Here is a 20,602-nt window from a genome sequence, read left to right on the forward strand (position 1 = left end):
CTCAAGCCTGCGTCAACCAAGTCGTATCCAAATAATCAATCCTCGCAAACGGACTCAACGCCGCTAAAATTTGCTGCCCGTAACTGCGGTGAATCACCCTGCTGTCAAAAATCGCTACCACCCCCTGACGCTCGCGCACAGGTGCGATCGCCCGCTGCAACTCATTCAACGCCGCCGGCAACAAATACAACCGAAACCAATCCCTCCGCTGCTCCTTATAAAAAGCCACACGCGCCGTCACCAAAGGATTTTCTAAAGAAGGTAGCGGCAAAGTCGCGATCGCCAGCAAGTGAGGTGCACTCAACTCCCCCTGATGTTGCCGCCAAAACTCCCACCCAGTCACCAAAATCGCATTCTCGCCCACCTCGGTTTTTTCCACCTGCACCCGAGAACCGAACTCAGAAGCCAAAATCGCCGCCATCCGAGCCTTCAGCGGTACATCCCCCACAATCAGCACCGTTAAACCCGCCACCGACGCACTCATCAACAACAAAGTCCGAATTTCTTCCATTAAAACACCCTGAAATTCCGGCGTATTCGGCAGCGGCAGCCAGTTCGGAATGTACAGTTGAATTAACTCGTTTTGTCGATCGGGCGAAAACTTCACACTCGTCAACTCAGGCAATCCCATCATTTGCCGGAAGATCGGAGCCTTCTGTTCCACATCCACCGCCCCACCAATCAACACCACAGGCACAGCAGACCAAATTTTGCTTAAAACATCAGCCACCTGCACCGGCGCGCAGAATAGCGAAAATGACCCAGCAGAGCGATGAATTTGCGCCCACCGCAGTCTGCCGTTGGTGTTCCACCGCTGCCAAAAATTGCTCCAAGCAGGCGGAATCCCAGGGTTTTGCTCGATCGTTTCAAACAGCCCTTGCAAAATATTTTGCTCTGCGGTTTCTAGCAAATAGCACTCGTCTGGTTTAGCTGGATGCTGAAACACAGCCCGCGTTAGCAACACTCGCGCTTGTCGGATCTCATCCGCCAGCATTGGCTCAGATTCCATTAAATCATTCCAATGGGCCGGTGCCAAACCCACCGTCAATTGCTGCCGCGTCCAAACTTCCAAATCATCCACACCGTCGATAATTGTCGGAATATTGCTGTGAAGTTCCGAATTTCCCGTCAAGCGCGCCGCCAGCCAAGACTGCGGATCTGCTAGCATCAACCCCCGTCCAGCGGCATTATGGGAATAAATCTCGATCCTCTTCGAGGGCTTCGCTAACGGCCTTTCAGTTTGCAGCCACTCTTGCAATCGCGGAATTTCCACCTCCTGCAAATGTTCCAGCAGCGGTGTCGGCGCCACTAAAATCACCGGATCCGGCCACATCAAAATTGGCATCAAATAGCTGACTCGATATCGCTGTCGGTAAGCCGATGCCGGCAGCCCAGTTTGGATCAGAGCGCTCCGCCCCAAGCGCAAAGCCCGCGCCACCAGTCGCGCCATCGTTAAATGGTGGGGCCAGTGCGGCTCGGAGTGCGATCGCAAAAAGCGGAGCAGCGAATTATGGACTTCTACCTCAATCAATCGATTTCACTGTTGATATTTATCAATCAAGATAATCAAAACTTGCCAGAAAATCAACTACTTTTTGACCCACAGCCAAACTAAATTTACTCTCCTGATTATTTCCACTTCGCCGACCAAAATCCTGATGAGACTGCACTGTAAAACTCTCCTGCCCCGAACTAATTAAAATAGTTTGGGTAGGTGACTGAAAAAAGTTTGTTTCCTGAGAGACATTTATTGTTGTTTCCAGCATTCTTTTCACATCAGTTAAATTAGCCATTGCTGCATTCAATGCTTTAGATAACTGTATTATCCGTTTTTTTTCTAAATTTTGATTTGCGATAGTTTTGCCAACCGCCACCACATTTTTCTGAGTTTCTAAGGCATCCTTAAAAGGAACAATCGCTAAAAAAGCTGCTGGCAATAAATGCTCGTCGCTATCAAATCTAAAAGTCAGAGTTGTCCGGCGATAGCCCACTTCTATATTGGGAGGACGGCTCATGGCTCCGTAATGCTTAGCTATTTCGCTATAGGTTGTTGCTAAAGTTCTGTTGGCTGAGTGGTCTAAAAGTGCGTCAACCACAATTCGCACCAACCCCGGCGTATGATTTAAAAACTTTCTCGCTTCAGACGACGAATTAAATTGTTGCACCAAACTGCGATCGCCTGCGGGGCTGATGTCAACCCACTGGCAATTAATATCATCTGCAATGATACCAAATCTGGGTACCAAATACATTTTTGCTCCAGTTAAAGTTGCCCCGGTCAAATCTGCGCCCACCCAATCTGCATTAATCAAATTGGTTTCTGTCAAATCGGCATGAACCAAACTAGCATTGGCTAAATTAGCATTTCTTAAATCTGCTCCGCTGAGGTTAGCTCCACTCAATTTAGTATCGCTCAGATCGGCGCCAGTGAGGTTAGCTCCGCTTAAATCCGCCCATTTGAGATTAGCTCCGCTCAAATCAGCACCGCTGAGATTCACCTCCTGCAAAGAAGCTTGTCTCAGATCGGCATTGCTCAAATTGACGCCGTTAAGTTCTGCCTTCATCAAATCGGCGCCGTGCAAATTAGCGTCTTTAAAGCTAGCTTCTTTTGCTGAAGAACCTCTAAGATTTGCACCGGAAAGATTCGCACCAGACAGATTAGCTTGTGTCAGTTTTACCTCTCTTAAGTCTGCTTCAGTCATGTTAGCGTTACTGAAGTTAGTCTTGCTAAGTTCGCAGCGGACTAATTCTCCTCTAATCAGAGATGCTCCAATTAATTGAGCTCCCGTTAAATCCGCTCTGACTAAGTTTGCTACGTTGAGACTAGCTCCGTTTAAGATTGCCCGCGAGAGATTGGTGCTGCTGAGTCTAGCCACATTCAGGTTAGCTTCGCTCAAGTCAGCTTCGCTCAAGTTAGCGCCGCTGATGTTGGTGACAAATAAGCTAGCCTGCCTTAAAATTGATTGGCTGAGGTTGATGCGGCTGAGATTAGCTTCATTCAGGTTGATTCCTGTGAAATCTCTGTCACCTTCTGTGTATCTTTTGACGAGTTCAAATCGTTTGAGAAGTTCTTCTGCTTCCATTGTTTTTACCTAGCTGAAAGGGCGATGGACTAACTTTTATGTGGCATTAATATAAAAAATATAAATAAATTTATATTATTTACTCACCAAGCTGATAAAAGCTTTTGACAAATTCAATCACCGTATTTAGGGGCGGGGTTGTAAATCTTTGGGCTTTAATTGCCGGCCCGATCGAGGTTTTGTTGACTCCCGGCAAATTGGTCAAGTTTCTGCCAAAGTCTGGGTGATAGTGAACCATCAAAGTTTCGGCGCTGGAGTTGGCCAGTATGGTTTGGGTAGGCGATTGAAAAAAACTCGACATCGGTTCGCGATCGAGGCGAATCGGCTGCATTTTCATTTCCCCTATTTTTCTAATTGTTTTGGTCATGGCGACGTTCAATTGCACTACCAAATTTGAGACTCTGACGCCTAGATTATTGCCGTTTTGGGGTTGAATCATCTTGATCAGAGTAATGAGATTTTTTTGAGTAAATGCCGCGTCGCTAAAGGGAATAATGGCAACGAAAGCTGTGGGAAAGAGTTGCTCGTCCTGCTCTATTCTAAATGATATGATTGTGCGCCGCGAATTAACTTCTATGCTGGGAGGATTGCTCAAACCCGAGTATTGACTGGCAATTTGGCGGTAGGTAGCGGCGAGGACAAAGTTAGCGTCGGGGTCGAGGGGTCGATCGACAATAATTTGTACTGTCGGCGGTGTAGCATTAAAAAACCGTTGAGATTCTTCTGGGGTAAAGCGCTGAATGTGACTGCGATCGCCGTTTGGGCTCATATCCACCCAATCGCAGGTTATATCATCGGCTTTCAGATTAAACCTCGACACCGCGTAAATTTTTGCCCCAGTCAGGGCCGCCCCCGTCAAATCTGCGCCCACCCAATCAGCGTGAGTCAAATTGGCTTGAGTCAAATCCGCGTGTACCAGAGTAGCGTTCAACAGGTTGACGTTGCTCAAATTTGCCCCGTACAAGTTAGCCCCGCTCAATCTCGCTTCATCGAGGTCAGCACCAGTCAAGTTGGCACCGCTGAGGTCGGCCCACCGGAGATTAGCGCCTCGCAAGTCAGCGCCGCTGAGGTTGGCTTGAGACAGATTAGCTTGTCTGAGTTCGGCATTGCATAGGTTCACTCCTCGCAAGTCTGCCCTGCTGAGGTCGGCTCTGTGCAAGTTAACCCGTTCCAAGTTCGCCGCTGTCAGACAAGCGCCTCTCAGGTGAGCCCCGCTGAGGTCGGCTTGCTCTAGATTGGCTTCTCTCAGGGTGGCCTCTCTCAAATCTGCTTCGCTCAAGTTGGCACCGCTCAAGTTGGCACCGCTGAGGTCAGCTCGGATCAGCTCGGCTCTGATCAATGTAGCTTCGACGAGTTGGGCTTCGCTGAGGTCGGCCCGAATCAAGTTAGCCACGTTGAGGATAGCGCCGCTGAGGTTGGTTTTGTTGAGGTTGGCAGCGCTGAGTCTGGCAACATTGAGTTTGGCTTTTCTCATGTTGGCCCCTGACAGATTGGTGCCGCTCAGGTTGGTGAGGCTCAAGATTGCCTCGCTGAAATTAGCCCCACTCAGATCGATCCTGCTGAGATTGGCTTCGCAAAGCAGGATGGCAGTAAAGTCTCTTTCTCCTGCTGCATATTTGGCGATGAGTTCTTCGGCGTCCATGCTTTTGACTTTCCCTGATGTGTTAGGTAGAACAAAGCTTTGTTATGCCAACCTTTAAAATAGAATAAGCATTTTTTGTAACTTCATGCAATATGCCTAGACATCTATATTGTGGAAGCCTTTTATAAAATCCAAAATGCTGGCGATATTAGCTTGACCCAATTTTGTGCCCTCAGCTAACTTGCCTGCGCTGGAGTTGCTGGGATCGTATTTTTTAATCAGGCGCTTGCCGAAGGCTGGGTGGTGATATACGCTGAGTCTTTGGTCGCGGGAGTTGATTAGGAGCATCTGTGTAGGAATTTGAAAAAAATTGATGCTTTCACCGATTTTGGGAAAAGAACTGGAAATTTTGATTTGGTCTACTTTGCTGATAGCTTGGTTGAGAGCTTTGCTGCATAACTGGACGTGTTTGGATTCTTTGACGCTAAGTTTGCCTGCATCGTGGGATTGAATCATTTTCATCAAAGCTATCAAGTTTTTCTGAGTTATAGCACCGTCGTTAAAAGGAATAATGGCAACGTAGGCCGTGGCAAATAATTTATCATCGCTGTCCATTTTAAAGGCGAGTACGGTGCGCCTGGAGCTGACTTCTATCGTGGGTGGCTGACTTAAACTCGGGTATTGTTGGGCAATTTGGTAATAAGTTGCAGCTAGGGCAAAATGAGCGCCTTGGTCTAAGGGCGAGTCAATTACAATCCGAACTGTGGGTAAGGTTTCGTGAAAAAATTCGTGGGTTCCTCCAGAGTTCAACCAGTAAATTTGACTGTGGTCGCCGTTGGGGCTCAGGTCAACCCACTTGCAGGTCATGCCTTCGGTTTTGATGCCGAGCCGCGAAACTGCGTGGAGTTTGGCTCCGGTTAGGGTGGCTCCGGTTAAGTCGGCTCCCACCCAGTCGGCGCGGATCAGATAGGCGTTTGACAGGTCGGCGTGAACTAAACTGGCATTGAGCAAGTTGGCGTGGCAGAGGTCGGCTCGGCTGAGGTCGGCGCCGCTCAATTTGGCTTCGCTGAGGTCGGCCCAGCGCAGGTTGCAGCCGCTGAGGATGGCCCAGCGCAAATTAACGCCGCTGAGGTCGGCTCCGCTGAGTATGGCTTGAGTGAGGTTGGCTTGTCGGAGTTCGGTACCTCGCAAGTCCGCACCGCTGAGGTCGGCTCGGCTGAGGTCGGCGCCTTGCAGGTTGGCTTGTTCGAGGTTGGCTTCTGTCAAGCACGCACCACTGAGGTGAGCGCCTCGAAGGTTGGCTTGAGTGAGGTTGGCTCCTCGGAGCGTTGCTTCGGTGAGTGTGGCGCCGCTGAGATTGGCCTCACTGAGGTTGGCTCCGCTGAGTTCGGCCCGAATTAGCTCGGCTCTGATCAGTTTAGCTCCTGTGAGTATGGCTTTTTTGAGGTCAACTCGCACTAGGTAGGCGACGTTGAGGTCGGCGTCGGTGAGGTTGGCGCCGCCGAGATGGGCGCCGCTGAGTCTGGCGATGTTGAGTTTGGCACCGGTGAGGTTGGTTTTGCTGAGGTTAGCTCCGCTTAGGTTTGCTACACTCAGATTCGCACCTGTGAGGTTGGCTCCGCTCAAGTTGACGCCGCTGAGGTTGGCCTCAGTCAGGTTGATTCCGACAAAGTTTCTTTCTCCGGCGGCATATTTTTTCAGGAGTTCCTCGACTGTCATGGGGCGGTACCGTATCGAAATATCCCCATTTTATTGCTATTGACACTCCCCGCCGTAAAACGGATGGGGATTCTTAAGAGATTTTGACTCTTAATGGCTGGGTTCTGGCACCCTCTAGACAGTCCGGTAAAACCATTCTGCTTACTTTTGCGACCAGTAATTACAGCCTCATTACAATCCGGGTTAACCAAATGTCCGTCCTTAGTCCGATACAAACCCCGTTTAACTAGCTTGCCAGAAAACTGGTAAGTTACGGGATTGTTAGCATTGAAAACAGGCAAATCGTCCTCATCCAATGCGCTAGCCTTACTGGTATGCGATTCTTCCTGTTCTCGACCAAACCATAGCGCTCGCACAACGCTTTCAGCTTGCTTCTCAATCCGTGAAAAGGAATTTGGACAAAGTTTTGATTGTTGGCGAAAGTTGGTTTTAATCCGAAAATTTTCTTGTCAAGCCGTCAAGCGAAGGACGGGGTTTCAAACCCATTTTTTATGATGAATATCGGTATTGTAGGACTTGGTTTAATTGGTGGCTCGATCGCTCTGGATTTACGATCGCGCGGGTTTAATATTGTTGGGGTTTCGAGTCGCCAACAGACTTGCGATCGGGCGCAAGCCAGAGGTGTTGTCTCTGAAGCCAGCATACACCTGTCTTTGATGGCAACAGCGGATTTGGTTTTTATTTGCACGCCCTTAGGAGCGATCGAGCCGATCGTCCAAAAATTAATTCCCCATCTTTCCCCTGATGCGATTGTAACCGATGTCGGTTCGGTAAAAACTCCCATTGTCGAGGCTGTGTCCGCTGTGTGGCCGAATTTTGTGGGGGGACACCCGATGGCGGGGACTGCTGAAAGCGGGATTGAGGCGGCGGTGAGGGATTTGTTTGTGGGGCGGCCCTATGTGGTGACTCCGACTGCACAGACTCCGGCGCAGTCAGTGGAGAAGGTTGAGGAAATTGCACGGTTGTTGGGTGCTAAAGTTTATCGGTGCGGCCCTCAAGAACACGATCGAGCTGTGGCTTGGATTTCTCATTTGCCGATAATGGCTAGCGCGACGCTGGTGGCTGCGTGCGATCGAGAGGGCGATCGAGATATTGTGAATTTAGCCCAAAATTTGGCGAGTTCCGGTTTTCGGGACACCAGCCGCGTAGGGGGCGGCAACCCCGAGCTAGGAGTGATGGTGGCCAAGTACAATCGAGAGCAATTATTGCGATCGCTCTCTATTTACCGCGACAGTCTCGACGAATTCATCAGCGATATCGAAGCCGAAGATTGGCAAGCTCTAGAACAGAAGCTGAAGCTGACTCAGCAAGCCAGAGATAATTACAACTTGTGAGCCCAAAATTGCTGAAAACTGTCCCCGCCTCCATTATGATTTGTGGACGCCTATATATTGAGTTTCAATGTACACTTATTCTCGGCTGAAGCGGGTTTTACTGGGTGAATCTCTCCCCACCAGCGCATCTGTTCACGAACGGCTGAACAACGCTACAGGACTAGCTGTTCTTGCTTCCGATGCACTTTCTTCTGTGGCCTACGCTACTCAAGAAACTCTCCTGGTGCTGTTACTAGCAGGGAGCAGCAGCTTGAGTTTATCGCTGCCGATTTCGGGAATTATTGTTTTACTGTTGGCGATCGTGGCGCTGTCTTACCGACAGACAATAAAAGCGTACCCCAACGGTGGCGGCGCTTACATTGTGGCGCGAGAAAACTTAGGTATTTATCCCGGTTTGATCGCAGCGGCTTCGCTGATGATTGACTACATCCTCACCGTAACAGTCAGTATTTCCGCTGGTATTGCCGCCTTGACTTCCGCAGTTCCCTCGTTGCTGCCCTATACCGTTGAACTGTGCTTAGTTTGTATTGTCCTGATCATGTTTGCCAATCTCAGAGGACTGCGGGAATCTGGCAAGATATTTATGGTTCCCACCTATGCGTTTATCGTGGGCATTTTTATCTTGATTGGCTGCGGTTTATTCCAACAGGCAACAGGTCATGTTTTGCCAGCATTAGAAAACATTCCAGCTAAGGAACCTTTGGGATTGTTTCTGATCGCGCGCGCCTTTGCCGCGGGCTGTACAGCCCTGACTGGAGTTGAAGCTATATCGGATGGAGTGTTGGCTTTTAAGCCTCCTGAATGGAAGAATGCGCGCCTGACTTTAACTTATTTGGGGGTAATTCTAGGAGTGATGTTTTTGGGAATTAGTTACTTAGCTAATGTCTATCATGTGATTCCTACTGAAAATGAAACACTCCTTTCTGTCTTAGGAAAAGATATTTTTGGAGTCGGTATATTTTATTACTATTTGCAGGCAGCAACTCTGCTGATTTTGCTGTTGGCTGCGAATACGAGTTATGCGGATTTTCCGCGACTTTGTTATTTTTTGGCGCGGGACGGGTATTTGCCGAGGCAGTTGTCGCTGTTGGGCGATCGGCTAGTTTATTCTAATGGCATTAATTTGCTCAGCCTCTGCGCGGCTCTGTTAATTATCATCTTCCGAGGCGATACCACCGCAGTAATTCCGCTGTATGCGGTTGGAGTTTTCACTTCTTTTACTCTCTCTCAATCGGGAATGGTGATTCATTGGTTTAAAGAGCGAGGTAAAGGTTGGCAAGCTAGTGCTGCGATGAACGGTATTGGTGCAGTGGCAACAACGGGGGTTTTGGCTGTAATTATTGCGACAAAATTCCTTTTGGGAGCTTGGGTTGTGGTAGTCACTATTCCGATTGTAGTCAGTCTGTTTTTAGCAATTCACCGCCACTATCGTTATGTAGCGGCTCGCTTGAGCATTCAGGGAATAGAACCTATATCTTATCCTCCCAGACCTAAAGTTAAGCTGGTGAAACATCCGGCGGTGGTGTTAGTTGGCCAGTTGCACCGGGGAACTTTTGATGCCTTGGATTACGCTCGTTTAATTGCTGATGAGGTTGTGGCGGTTCACGTAGATATAGGTTTGACAGATAGAGCAAAACTGCAAGCGGCTTGGCAAGATTTGCAATCTGACATTCCCCTAGAAATTCTGGAATCGCCTTACCGTTCTGTTGGTGAGGCTTTAACTCACTTTTTGACTTTGTTTGAAGAGCAACGCCCGGGAGTTTTCTTAACGCTAATTATTCCGGCTTTTGTGACGAAAAATTGGTGGGAGGGACTGCTGCACAATCAAACTGCTTTCTTTTTGAAGGCGGCTTTGCTGGCTAAAAAAAGTCGGGTTGTGACAACGGTTAGATATTATCTGTAAACTATGAAAACAGGAATTATTGAGGAGACTGTGGGAAAAGAAACCGGGTTTCTGACAAGAGACCTCTTGCAAAAGTCAAATTTACCCCGCGCAAGTCCCCCCTCCCGCGGGGGGAAACAAGAATAATCTTGCTCCCTCCCCTTAATAAGGGGAGGGTTGGGATGGGGTGCTTTGGATTTTTGCAAGAGTTCTAATAATTTTTGTGTGTTTGCGAAGTATCTAAGCAGAAACCCTGTTTCTAATACTCGCTGGGAAAAGAAACCGGGTTTCTGACAAAAATTTTGTGTGTTTGCGAAGTATCTAGGCAGAAACCCGGTTTCTGATACTCGCTGGAAGTTGACATATCAAAAATGATATGTGAGAATTGTAATAAGTAGAAAAGTTGCCTTCAACTTGTCTCTAAAAAGATTGCGGCTGCTGAACCAAAGTCTTTTACGAACTACAACATCTCTTCAATTTGTGGGGGTTGCACTGCAACCCGCAACAGACTACTTATGCAGCAGCCAAAAAACTTGAACAGGCTTTTGCGAGCTTTGTCTCGACAAGGTCTTGATGTGAGTTACAACAACAAAGTCTACTCGATTTGTCTCAATAGTTCTCTAAAAGAAAACTGGCAAGATGCCAATTGTACAGGAGAAGACTGGCAAGATGCCAATTCTACAACAGAAAACAGTGAAAATGGCTGTCCTATAACAGCAGAAGTTTTGCTTCCAGAAGGTTTTCCGGTGGAAGCAAAAGCGCTGAAACAGTTAGCAAATTTGGCGAATGTCCGTCACCCTCAAGGTGGTTGTGTTTGTCGCGCCTGCGCCACTCCAGACTTCCATCCGGGGGATGCGGGAGTGGCTATTGGCTCGATCGTCCAAACTGATAAAATGGTGATTCCGGCGGCTGTCGGCTCCGATATTAACTGCGGGATGCGCTTACACGTTGCTGATTTGTCGATCGAACAATTCCTCAGCCAGCGCGATCGATTTGTAGAGTTGATGAAAGGCGATTATTTCTTCGGTACTCGCGATGTCAGCATGACTGCAAAAACTGCCCGTGCGATGTTCCAACACGGGATACCAGGATGGCTGGATGGTATGCTGGATCGGGCAATGGGTAGCGCCGCAAATTCGGATTTTGAGCAGTTGGCGGCTGAGTGCGATCACACTTTCGGAGGCGGTTCGATGAATGGCGATGTCAAATGGGCTCCCGAAGAATTAGTCCCAAACGACGGCACAGTAAGGGATGGCGGGTTGGCTACCATCGGCGGCGGCAATCATTTTGTAGAAATTCAAGTGGTTGAAGAAGTTGTCGATCGAGCTACGGCCTATACTTGGGGAGTTCGATCGGGACAAATCGCTTTTATGATTCACTCCGGTTCGCGAAATGTCGGCAAATACATCGGCGGTATGTGGCGCGATCGAGCTTGCGAAGCCTGGCCGAAAACCCTAAAATACCCTGAATCCGGGCTGTTTCCCCTGTCTGTCGAAGCCAATCCCGAACTTGTGAGCAGCTACCTACAAGCGGAAGCAACGGCCGCCAATTACGGTTTTATCAACCGCTTGCTGCTAGCAGAACTGCTGCGACTGCGTTTGCGGCAAGTTTTCGGGGATATCGAAGCTCCTTTAGTTTACGATTTGCCTCACAATATTACCTTACCTGAAGGTGACGGCTGGGTAACGCGCAAAGGCGCTTGTCCCGCACATTCCGGCCAGCCTGTAATTGTACCGGGTTCGATGGGTGCGCCGTCTTATTTGCTAATTGGTTTGGGAAACGATCGATTTTTGCGATCGGCTTCTCACGGTGCGGGTAGGGCGCGATCGCGCTTCGATTTGAGTCGCCAAGGTGCTGACAAAACAGACGGCGCTTTGGGATTAACCGGCATAGATTGCATTACCTTGCGGGAAGAACGTAGAATCGAAGAAGCCCCGGCAGCTTACAAACCAATTCAACCAGTAATTGACGTTCAGGTGGAGGCACAAATGGTGCGGATAGTCGCTAAAATGAAGCCTGTGTTAACGTTTAAAGCCTAGGCTGATTTGTCGGTTATCAAAAACTGTTTTCACGAACCGCGTCGAAGCCCGTTTCACAAAACAATTTCCAGGTTGTGGAATGGGCTTCTAGCCTGTTCCCAAAGACAATTTCCAGGTTGTGGAATGGGCTTCTAGCCCGTTCCCAAAGACAATTTCCAGGTTGTAGAAAGGGCTTCTAGCCCGTTCCCAAAGACAATTTCACAGGTGTGGAACGGGCTAGAAGCCCTTTCCCAAAAACAATTTTACAGCTTGTGGAATGGGCTTCTAGCCCTTTCCCAAAAACAATTTCATAGGTGTGGAATGGGCTTCTAGCCCGTTCCCAAAGCCGTGAAAGTAAGTGTAAAATCTAAAACTTGTCCAATTATCCCCATCCTCAATTGTCACCAAATCCCTCTAAACCTGTCCATCCCCTCAAGCGGCTGCTGAAGTACGGGCGCCGCTACCGCCTGAAAACTTGGCTGGCAAGTATTTGTTCGCTGCTGAATAAATTCTTCGATTTAGCGCCACCAGCATTAATTGGTATTGCCGTTGATGTCGTGGTGAAACAACAAGATTCTATCCTTGCTAAGTGGGGAATAAAAGATGTTGTTTGGCAACTGGCAATCATTACCTTTTTGAGTTTGATTGTTTGGAGTTTGGAATCTATTTTTGAATATGCTTATGATTATTTGTGGCGCAATTTGGCTCAGGATATCGAACACGATTTGCGTCTGGAAGCTTACAGCCATTTACAAGAATTAGAATTAGCTTATTTTGAAGAACGCAGCACCGGCGGTTTGATTTCAATTCTCAATGATGACATCAATCAACTTGAGAGGTTTTTGGATGGTGGTGCCAATGAAGTGATTCAGGTAAGTACGACGGTAATTGTGATTAGCGCTGCTTTTTTTGCAGCATCTCCTGCTGTTGCTATCCTGTCAATGCTGCCGATTCCTTTTATTATTTGGGGCTCGTTTGCATTTCAAAATCGCCTTGCTCCACTGTATGCTGATGTGCGGGAAAAGGTAAGTTTTTTGAACGGGCAATTGTCGAATAATTTGACTGGAATTACTACTATTAAAAGTTTTACTTCCGAAGATTATGAAACTGAGCGCATCGAAACCCAAAGCCAAGCTTACCGCCAAAGTAACCGACGGGCGATCGCAATTTCGGCAGCTTTTATTCCGCTAATTCGCGTGGTGATTTTCCTGGGCTTTATTGCAACGCTATTTCTGGGCGGTTTGGAGGTAGTGGCGGGCAGATTGTCTGTAGGGACTTACAGCGTTTTGGTGTTTTTGACCCAGCGGTTGCTGTGGCCGCTGACTCGGCTGGGTGATACTATGGATCGATACCAGCGCGCCATGGCTTCTACTAATCGGGTGATGAATTTGTTGGATACGCCGATCGCAATTCGCACGGGTGATATTCGGCTGCCGGTTAGTTCGATTAAAGGCACGCTGGAATTTAAAAATGTTACCTTTTATTACAATCAAAGAAAACCGATTTTGCAGTATTTTTCGCTGACTCTGCCGGCGGGGAAGACTACGGCAATTGTGGGCGCGACTGGTTCGGGAAAAAGTACGCTGGTAAAATTAATTATGAGGCTGTACGAGGTACAATACGGTCAGATTTATCTCGATGGCATAGAATTAACTACCCTGAATTTAAAAGATTTGCGGAGAGCGATCGGATTGGTGAGTCAAGATGTATTCTTGTTTCACGGTACGGTGGCTGAAAATATTGCTTACGGCACTTTTGATGCCACCGATCGAGAGATAGTAAATGCTGCTCAAATTGCGGAAGCTGACGAGTTTATCGCGCAATTGCCGGATGGCTACAATACTATTGTAGGGGAACGCGGTCAAAAATTGTCGGGGGGACAGCGACAGCGGATTGCGATTGCGAGGGCTGTGTTGAAGAATCCACCGATTTTGATTCTCGATGAAGCTACTTCAGCGGTGGATAACGAGACGGAGGCCGCAATTCAGCGATCGCTCGAACGAATTACCAAAAATCGGACTACAATTGCGATCGCCCACCGTCTTTCTACAGTCCGTAATGCCGATTGCATTTTTGTCATGGAGCAGGGGCGAGTGGTAGAATCAGGTCATCACGAACAACTTATCGAACATAATGGAGTTTATGCGTCGCTCTGGCGCGTGCAATCTGGTATAAAATAAGTATGGTTTGTAGTAAGGACTTTAGTCCTTAAAGCATGGTTTGTAGTAAGGACTTTAGTCCTTAAATCCCGCAGGAGAGGACTAAAGTCCTCACTACGAACTCCAAAATATTAGTTTCTACAAGCAAAGAGAGAAAATGTTTTTATTTGGTAGCCCTGATTCAGAAGAAAAAAAACAAAATAACTGGCGGCGCAAATTAGATAAATTTGTAGCAGCCAACAAACAAGAATTGGCGGCTTTAGCTTGGGGGCTGTTTCAGGAAAGAGGAGAAGAAAGCGACGATATTTTGGGCATTGATATTGCCGGAACGCCACGTTTCGTGTACTGTAAGAAAGAAGCAGTAGAAGAGTTAAACCGTCAAGTTAAAAGTCATATTCAGGAAATTTTAGGAGTGCTAAACGCTCACAAACCCGAGAAAGAGGTGGCGATTTTGGCGATCGGCGAAGGTGAAATCAAGCTAATTTTGTTTGAAATTGACCCCGCACCCCCTGATTGTTTTGAACTCGCAGCAGCGGATGTCGATACATTGATCGATCGCCTAGAAAAACAAATGGCTGAATATATTAAAGGATAAATTATATCCAATCCGGTAAAAAATGCTAATTAGGTTCGTAGTGAGGACTTTAGTCCTCCGAAAATGAGGACTGAAGTCCTCACTACGAACCAGTTTTGTGGTGTTTGATATCAATCAAAATAACCAGCAATCAAAATAACAAAGGATAAATTATATCTAATCCGGTAAAAAATGTTAATTAGGTTCGTAGTGAGGACTTTAGTCCGCAGCATTTTGAGAGGACTAAAGTCCTCACTACGAACCAGTTTTGTGGTGTTTGATATCAATCAAAATAACCAGCAATCAAAATAACAAAGGATAAATTATATCTAATCCGGTAAAAAATGTTAATTAGGTTCGTAGTGAGGACTTTAGTCCTCATTTTCGGAGGACTAAAGTCCTCACTACGAACCAGTTTTGTGGTGTTTGATATCAATCAAAATAACCAGCAATCAAAATAACAAAGGATAAATTATATCTAATCCGGTAGAAAATGTTAATTAGGTTCGTAGTGAGGACTTTAGTCCTCCGAAAATGAGGACTGAAGTCCTCACTACGAACCAGTTTTGTGGTGTTTGATATCAATCAAAATAACCAGCAATCAAAATAACAAAGGATAAATTATATCTAATCCGGTAGAAAAAATGTTAATTAGGTTCGTAGTGAGGACTTTAGTCCGCAGCATTTTGAGAGGACTAAAGTCCTCACTACGAACCAGTTTTGTGGTGTTTGATATCAATCAAAATAACCAGCAATCAAAATAACCCGCAGGTGGCAAATCGTCGGTCAAAATTTGAGCTTGGTCTAAATCAGGTATAATTTCACCCAATTCTGAACCTATTTTCACATCAAGAGCTCTGTCTGTCAAGGAAAACGAAAATTCATGTCCATCTTGCACGTATTTTGCCCTGGAAACAATCTCGTCTTTCTCTAAAATAGGGCCGTTAGTCCCAATTAAAACACTATTAATATCCTTCCAAGGGCAGACGTATACCTGGGAAAACACACTTTGAAAAGTCTTCACCTTTTGGGCATAAAACTCATCTCTTTGCAGCAGATTTACTAAAACAACTCCGGCGGTTGACAAATGTTTTTGGCAAAGTTCATAAAATTCTTTAGTTGCTAGGCGGTGTGGAAAGTAGCCGTTGCCAAAAAACACGTCAGTCACGATTATATCGTACTGCACATCTGGGCTTTGCTGCTCTAGATACTCTCTCCCATCTTGGATTGCGACGCTGAGTCTGCTGTCGAACTGCACTCCAAAACACTCGACGGCTGCTTCCAGGGCGATCGCATCTACATCAGCACATTCTACAACAGTTTCCGGCAAATAATGGTGCATAACTAACGGAATTCTGCCGCCGCCAAACCCAGCTATATAAACTTTTTTAGGTTGATTTTGCCACAATAAACCCAACATCATCGCTTGGGTATATTCTGAAACTAAATGCAGAGGATTGTTGAGGTTGAACACAGATTGCAATAAATCTGTATACAAATTCACTTTTTCTACTAAACATAGCTTAATTTGACCTTTATCTTTTCTAACTGCAACATAATGAACTCCCGACTCTTTGCAAAATACAACTCCATCCGGCTGTTGTTGTACCCAAGCCAGCCGCTGCTTAATCGCAGATAAATTAATAGTTTTCCAATTTTTGGGTTCGTTAATCATTAATTTTAAATTTAATATTCCTGGACGCGTAGTGAGAAACCGGGTTTTTACTAAAATCCTATGTCGTAGTCGAGAGATTCAGAAAAAACCCGGTTTCTTTGATTTAACACGGGAGATTATTAATTTTATTTTCGGGTATTGTGAAAAAAACCTGAGATAAATTAAGTAGATGATACCTGCTTGTACGCCACCAAATCTAAACCCGAAATCGAAAAATCTATTCTTTCCCAATCTTGCTTATCACCTTCAAACTTTTCAAACGCTGCTGAGGTAAGCAAAATCTCTCCCCGTTCCGCCAAATCCTCTCCCAGCTTGGCTGCTAGATTAAATTCCGAACCGTACATATCCTCTCCTTCCAGCATCAAAACATCGCCGCAGCCAATACCAATGCAGAGGTAAATATCCATATCCGGCGGCAGAGTCGTGTTGACAGCTACCGTTTGTTTCAGAGATTCAATTGCAGATTCCACAGCAGATTTTACATCGGGAAATACTGCAAAAATATTGTCTGCTTCCTCCTTGACAACAGTACCGCCATATTCTGCAATTATCGGTTTGACAATTCCGTGCATCCGGTGAATCATTGCCAGAAAATGAATGATTCCGTAGCGAACAGTCGTTCGCGAAAATCCCGACATATCCATTACCAATATCGTGTGTTCTTGGCGGAAAGTCGCATTAATTTTGGCATCAATTTCTGCCGTTCTTTGGGGATTTTCGTTTCTTTCTTGCAGCAGTTGTTCCAAGTTAGTGCGGTTATTTGTTTTCATTGTATTTTAATTAATTAAACTCCCAATCGCGACAAAAAGGCTGAGGGCGACCAGCGGGATGTACTGCACAATTTATACCATCTTTGCCGTAATAATAATCGCAAACTTTGCAAGGTTGATTTTGCTCAATTTTTTTCATCAAAATTGCCCGGACAGTCTGAACTCGGTTGCGATACTTGTTGGCCGTCGAGTGAGTCGGTTCAATTGCCAAAGCTTGCTGGAAAGCTGCTATGCTGGTATCGTACAATTTAATAATTTGGGCGCTGTATTTTGTCCAAGCATCGGCGCGACTTTGATACAATTCGATCGTACTTAAGTTTAAAATGCCGTATTCCGTCCAAGCGTCAGCCGAAGCCCGATCGAACTTAATATTGGCATTAATCAATACTTTTTTGATGGTTGCCAAAAGTTCCCTGGGCTGCCAAGGTTTGCTAACATACGCCTCGGCGCGATCGATCGCCCTGGAGAACAAAGCTAGCTGCTGTCCCTTCCCGGTTAAAAATATTACTGGTATATTCCGAGTTTCGGGATTAGCTTTAATTAAACGGCAAACACCGTAACCGTCCATGCGGGGCATTACGATATCTAATAATACTAAATCCGGGTAATTTCTCTCAACTTTATCTAGTGCTTCTACACCGTCAGATGCTTGAATTACATTTAATCCACTGCATCTCAACTGATGTGAAATGCACTCCCGCTGGCTGCGGGAATCTTCCACAACTAAAACTGTACTCATCACTCCCCACCTGGTTTCTGATGTAAACTTGCGCGCTGCTTCGAGTTGCCCTGACTGACATTATTTTACCCACATTGAATGATTTTGTTATCACTAGCTAGGGGAATTATCTAAACTTGCAACAAATCTTAAACTGGGAAGCACAGGCGATCGCGATCGCAAAAATCTGCTTGCCAATACGGGGAATTATTGCAAGTTTGATAAAAAAAATATTCGGATTTTAAACCTTAATAACGGCAAACTGTACTGATGCAAGCCAAAAACCTTGTTGAATTGCCACAGATAATCCGCTACTGTGTACGTTGAAGTTCTTAAGGACGACACATGAATAAATTGCTCCTCACTTTGCTTGTAAGTCCGACGCTGTTTGGATCTCTGATGTCTTTGAGCGCGATCGCCCAAAATGCTCAAAACATAGGCGAAACACCGGGTAAATCGGCTGATGCACCAACCTGCGTGCGATCGCCCCACACCCAACGTCTGAGTTGCGTGCGCCTTCCCGCGAAAACCGCTGCTGCTAATGCTAAACAAACAATTGGTTGGCAGCCGCGGGATGGCCAGCCTGTGGCGATGCTGGATTTTACCGAAGAAGAAAGCGATGCGGCGGCGGCGCTGTTTGGCTGCGACTGTCAGTTGTGTATCAACTCGCTGCGGCAGTTGCGCGGCTTGCCGCCTCTGGATCTGACTTGAGCGCCCAGAAAGCGAATGTTTTTTTGGTAATATCGCGATCGTTGCGACATTTGATATTTGTGGGCGATCGCACTTGGGCTCTACAATAATTTATACCGATTGGCGATCGACAAGCCGGCGATCGGGGTATTATTTCTGCGCCAAAGCCCATACTACTAAGGGAAAATCCGGCTCATTTGCTAACGAATGAATGGAAGCATTGTAATATTCCCATTTTGAGAAGTTTGCCACAATACAAGCGCGGTTTCCCCAAGAGCCTGTTTGGATGCGCTCTAAATTGAAACCGCATTCAGCCAGCAGGTATTTGATTCCTGTTTCTGTCCAGCGAGAGCAGTCGTTAGGGTAATCGTGAATCCGAATCAAAAACGGTATAGTTATTAAAAAATAACCGTTTTTGTCGAGCATTTGATAGATATTTTTGCCAGCGCGGTAAGGCCAAAGTAAATGTTCAAATATCTGTTCGGCAATGATTAAATCAAATGTTTGATCGAGGCAACACTCGCAAATGTCAAACTCTGGATAGTTGAGGGATTTATAGCTTTGAAAAGATTCTAATTTGCCCCAACTGTCGCCAGAGATTTCTAAGGTATTTAATCGATCGGGCTGCAAGCTTTTAACGATGTTGCGAGTTTCGCGGTTCATCACAACTCGGCACCAATGTTCGTCAACTGCACCAAATACCATATTTCCTCCGTTGAGATTTGTAGGGCGATTAATAACGGGATAGCTAGCCTTCGGGAAGGGGAGAGCGAACGCTTCACGCAATTTGTCTCTACAATAACCTATTCTGATTGGCGATCGCCCGCACCGACTGCTAAAATGAAATGTATAATATTAGCGATGTAAACCGCTACTCGAAATCATGTCCGCAAATACCGCGCTACCGCCAACCCTAGCTAAAATCGTCCAGCGCTTCCAGCGACACTCCGATCCGAAACAGCGCTACGAACAACTGCTGTGGTATGCGAAGCGACTCCCACCATTTCCCGAAAGCAATAAACTGCCGGAAAACAAAGTTTCTGGCTGCGTGTCACAAGTTTATATTACTGCAACTTTAGCCGACGGAAAAGTTTCCTTTGAAGGCGATTCAGACGCACAGCTAGTCAAAGGATTAGTTGGCTTGCTCGTCGAAGGTTTGAGCGGATTGACGCCTGCGGAAATAGTCAGCGTTACCCCAGATTTTATTCAAGATACGGGATTGAATGTCAGCCTGACACCTTCCCGCGCTAACGGATTTTACAACATTTTTCAAATGATGAGAAATAAGGCACTGGCTTGCGAAGTTAGCGCGCAAGCAGAAGCAAATTAACAGGAGAAAAAGCTGTGACTCAGACTGCTGATTTAACCAAATCTAATTCTAGCAACTATCCCGCGACAGTTCAAGAATATCTCTGGAACTGGAAAGGAACGCAAATCAAAGTTATTTACGAAACTAGAGGACAGGGAAACACCGTATTATTGCTGCCAGCTTTCAGTACGGTTTCAACACGAGCAGAAATGCGTCCTTTAGCGGAATTGTTAGCTGCAAACTTTCAAGTTGTCAGTGTAGATTGGCCTGGTTTTGGCGACTCAGATCGCCCGCGCACCGACTACGAACCGCAATTATATCATCAATTTATTCAGGATTTTGTTGAGTCTACTTTTAGCAGTCCTGTGGCTGTAGTTGCGGCCGGTCACGCTGCGGGTTATGCTATGCAATTAGCGCAGTCAAAGCCGAATGTTTGGTCAAAAATTGTGTTAGCTGCACCGACTTGGCGCGGGCCTTTACCGACGATGAGCAAACAGCAAAGCGACTGGCACGGAGTTGTGAGAGAATTAGTACGATCGCCCTTACTCGGTCAATTCCTCTACAAACTGAACACTGCGCCGTCATTCCTGGGTTTGATGTACCGCCGCCACGTCTACGCGGATGCAGCAAAAGTCACCCCCGATTTTATCCAAAACAAGTGGAAAGTTACTCAGAAAGCGGGTGCGAGATTTGGTTCGGCGGCTTTTGTAACTGGTGGTTTAGATCCGGCAAAAACCCGAGAAGAATTTGTCGCCAACTTCCAAGAATTAGCAGTACCGGTGATGGTTGTAATTGCTGAGAAAGCACCGCCCAAATCTAAGGCGGAAATGGAAGTATTAGCCCAATTACCGGGAGTGGAATCGCGAGTTATTCCGGGCTCTTTGGGCTTACACGAAGAGTATGCGGCGGATTTGGCAAATGCGGTTAAGTCTTTTGACAGTTGACAGTTGACAGTTGACAGTTGACAGTTGACAGTTGACAGTTGACAGTTGACAGTTGACAGTTGACAGTTGACCGACTGAATGACTAATGACGTTGGACGTTCGCGAGCGGGGACGCTCGCGCTAATGACGTTGGACGTTCGCGAGC

The 20,602-nt window shown here is 46.6% G+C and carries 17 protein-coding genes; 8 read left to right on the forward strand and 9 right to left on the reverse strand.

The window, feature by feature from the left end; all coding sequences use genetic code 11:
• Window position 1: 1 nt before the first annotated feature.
• From QZW82_RS19705 to QZW82_RS19725, 5 genes are all read right to left on the reverse strand, one after another.
• Window positions 2–1,531 carry a helicase C-terminal domain-containing protein gene (locus QZW82_RS19705; protein WP_293151511.1) on the reverse strand — a complete coding sequence of 510 codons (1,530 nt, stop codon included), beginning with the start codon at window positions 1,529–1,531 and terminating at the stop codon, window positions 2–4.
• 22 nt (window positions 1,532–1,553) lie between these two features.
• A complete protein-coding gene (locus tag QZW82_RS19710) occupies window positions 1,554–3,083 on the reverse strand; it encodes a pentapeptide repeat-containing protein (RefSeq protein WP_293151514.1) in 1,530 nt (509 codons plus the stop codon).
• Window positions 3,084–3,162: 79 nt separating this feature from the next.
• Window positions 3,163–4,725: a pentapeptide repeat-containing protein gene (locus QZW82_RS19715; protein ID WP_293151517.1), complete on the reverse strand. Its 1,563-nt coding sequence runs from the start codon at window positions 4,723–4,725 to the stop codon at window positions 3,163–3,165.
• Between the two features lie 96 nt (window positions 4,726–4,821).
• Window positions 4,822–6,384, reverse strand: coding sequence for a pentapeptide repeat-containing protein (locus QZW82_RS19720; protein WP_293151520.1), 1,563 nt, complete (start codon window positions 6,382–6,384; stop codon window positions 4,822–4,824).
• Window positions 6,381–6,740: a hypothetical protein gene (locus tag QZW82_RS19725; protein ID WP_293151523.1), complete on the reverse strand. Its 360-nt coding sequence runs from the start codon at window positions 6,738–6,740 to the stop codon at window positions 6,381–6,383. The genes QZW82_RS19720 and QZW82_RS19725 overlap by 4 nt, the downstream gene beginning before the upstream one ends.
• Before the next feature lie 138 nt (window positions 6,741–6,878).
• Between QZW82_RS19725 and QZW82_RS19730 the strand changes: the two genes are divergently transcribed.
• The 5 genes from QZW82_RS19730 to QZW82_RS19750 all read left to right on the forward strand — a co-directional run bounded on the left by QZW82_RS19730 (window position 6,879) and on the right by QZW82_RS19750 (window position 14,372).
• Complete coding sequence (locus QZW82_RS19730) at window positions 6,879–7,718, forward strand: prephenate/arogenate dehydrogenase (protein WP_293151668.1); 840 nt, start codon at window positions 6,879–6,881, stop codon at window positions 7,716–7,718.
• Window positions 7,719–7,785: 67 nt separating this feature from the next.
• Window positions 7,786–9,621 (forward strand): APC family permease, encoded by a 1,836-nt coding sequence (locus QZW82_RS19735; protein WP_293151526.1) that lies wholly within the window; start codon window positions 7,786–7,788, stop codon window positions 9,619–9,621.
• A gap of 494 nt (window positions 9,622–10,115) precedes the next feature.
• The gene (locus QZW82_RS19740) at window positions 10,116–11,639 is read left to right on the forward strand and encodes an RtcB family protein (protein ID WP_293151528.1); all 1,524 of its coding nucleotides are present in this window, start codon (window positions 10,116–10,118) and stop codon (window positions 11,637–11,639) included.
• Window positions 11,640–12,016: 377 nt separating this feature from the next.
• Entirely contained in the window at window positions 12,017–13,798 is a 1,782-nt protein-coding gene (locus tag QZW82_RS19745) for an ABC transporter ATP-binding protein (protein ID WP_293151671.1), read from the forward strand.
• Between the two features lie 136 nt (window positions 13,799–13,934).
• Window positions 13,935–14,372 (forward strand): hypothetical protein, encoded by a 438-nt coding sequence (locus tag QZW82_RS19750; protein WP_293151531.1) that lies wholly within the window; start codon window positions 13,935–13,937, stop codon window positions 14,370–14,372.
• A 718-nt stretch (window positions 14,373–15,090) separates the two neighbouring features.
• On the opposite strand, the gene QZW82_RS19755 is transcribed toward QZW82_RS19750, so the two are convergent.
• The 3 genes from QZW82_RS19755 to QZW82_RS19765 all read right to left on the reverse strand — a co-directional run bounded on the left by QZW82_RS19755 (window position 15,091) and on the right by QZW82_RS19765 (window position 17,535).
• Complete coding sequence (locus QZW82_RS19755; protein WP_293151534.1) at window positions 15,091–16,026, reverse strand: spermidine synthase; 936 nt, start codon at window positions 16,024–16,026, stop codon at window positions 15,091–15,093.
• Window positions 16,027–16,187: 161 nt separating this feature from the next.
• Complete coding sequence (locus QZW82_RS19760) at window positions 16,188–16,796, reverse strand: adenylate/guanylate cyclase domain-containing protein (protein ID WP_293151537.1); 609 nt, start codon at window positions 16,794–16,796, stop codon at window positions 16,188–16,190.
• Between the two features lie 10 nt (window positions 16,797–16,806).
• A complete protein-coding gene (locus tag QZW82_RS19765) occupies window positions 16,807–17,535 on the reverse strand; it encodes a response regulator (RefSeq protein WP_293151540.1) in 729 nt (242 codons plus the stop codon).
• A gap of 324 nt (window positions 17,536–17,859) precedes the next feature.
• Between QZW82_RS19765 and QZW82_RS19770 the strand changes: the two genes are divergently transcribed.
• Window positions 17,860–18,225, forward strand: coding sequence for a hypothetical protein (locus tag QZW82_RS19770; protein WP_293151543.1), 366 nt, complete (start codon window positions 17,860–17,862; stop codon window positions 18,223–18,225).
• 129 nt (window positions 18,226–18,354) lie between these two features.
• Here the strand turns inward: QZW82_RS19770 and QZW82_RS19775 are convergent, their stop codons facing one another.
• Window positions 18,355–18,990: a methyltransferase domain-containing protein gene (locus QZW82_RS19775; RefSeq protein ID WP_293151546.1), complete on the reverse strand. Its 636-nt coding sequence runs from the start codon at window positions 18,988–18,990 to the stop codon at window positions 18,355–18,357.
• 97 nt (window positions 18,991–19,087) lie between these two features.
• Here QZW82_RS19775 and QZW82_RS19780 point away from each other — a divergent pair, with 97 nt between their 5' ends.
• Together QZW82_RS19780 and QZW82_RS19785 are read left to right on the forward strand one after the other, a co-directional pair.
• Complete coding sequence (locus QZW82_RS19780) at window positions 19,088–19,534, forward strand: SufE family protein (protein ID WP_293151549.1); 447 nt, start codon at window positions 19,088–19,090, stop codon at window positions 19,532–19,534.
• A 14-nt stretch (window positions 19,535–19,548) separates the two neighbouring features.
• A complete protein-coding gene (locus tag QZW82_RS19785) occupies window positions 19,549–20,457 on the forward strand; it encodes an alpha/beta hydrolase (protein WP_293151552.1) in 909 nt (302 codons plus the stop codon).
• The last annotated feature ends 145 nt before the right edge of the window (window positions 20,458–20,602 follow it).

Source organism: Microcoleus sp. bin48.metabat.b7b8b9.023, assembly GCF_013299185.1.
GTDB lineage: Bacteria > Cyanobacteriota > Cyanobacteriia > Cyanobacteriales > Microcoleaceae > Microcoleus.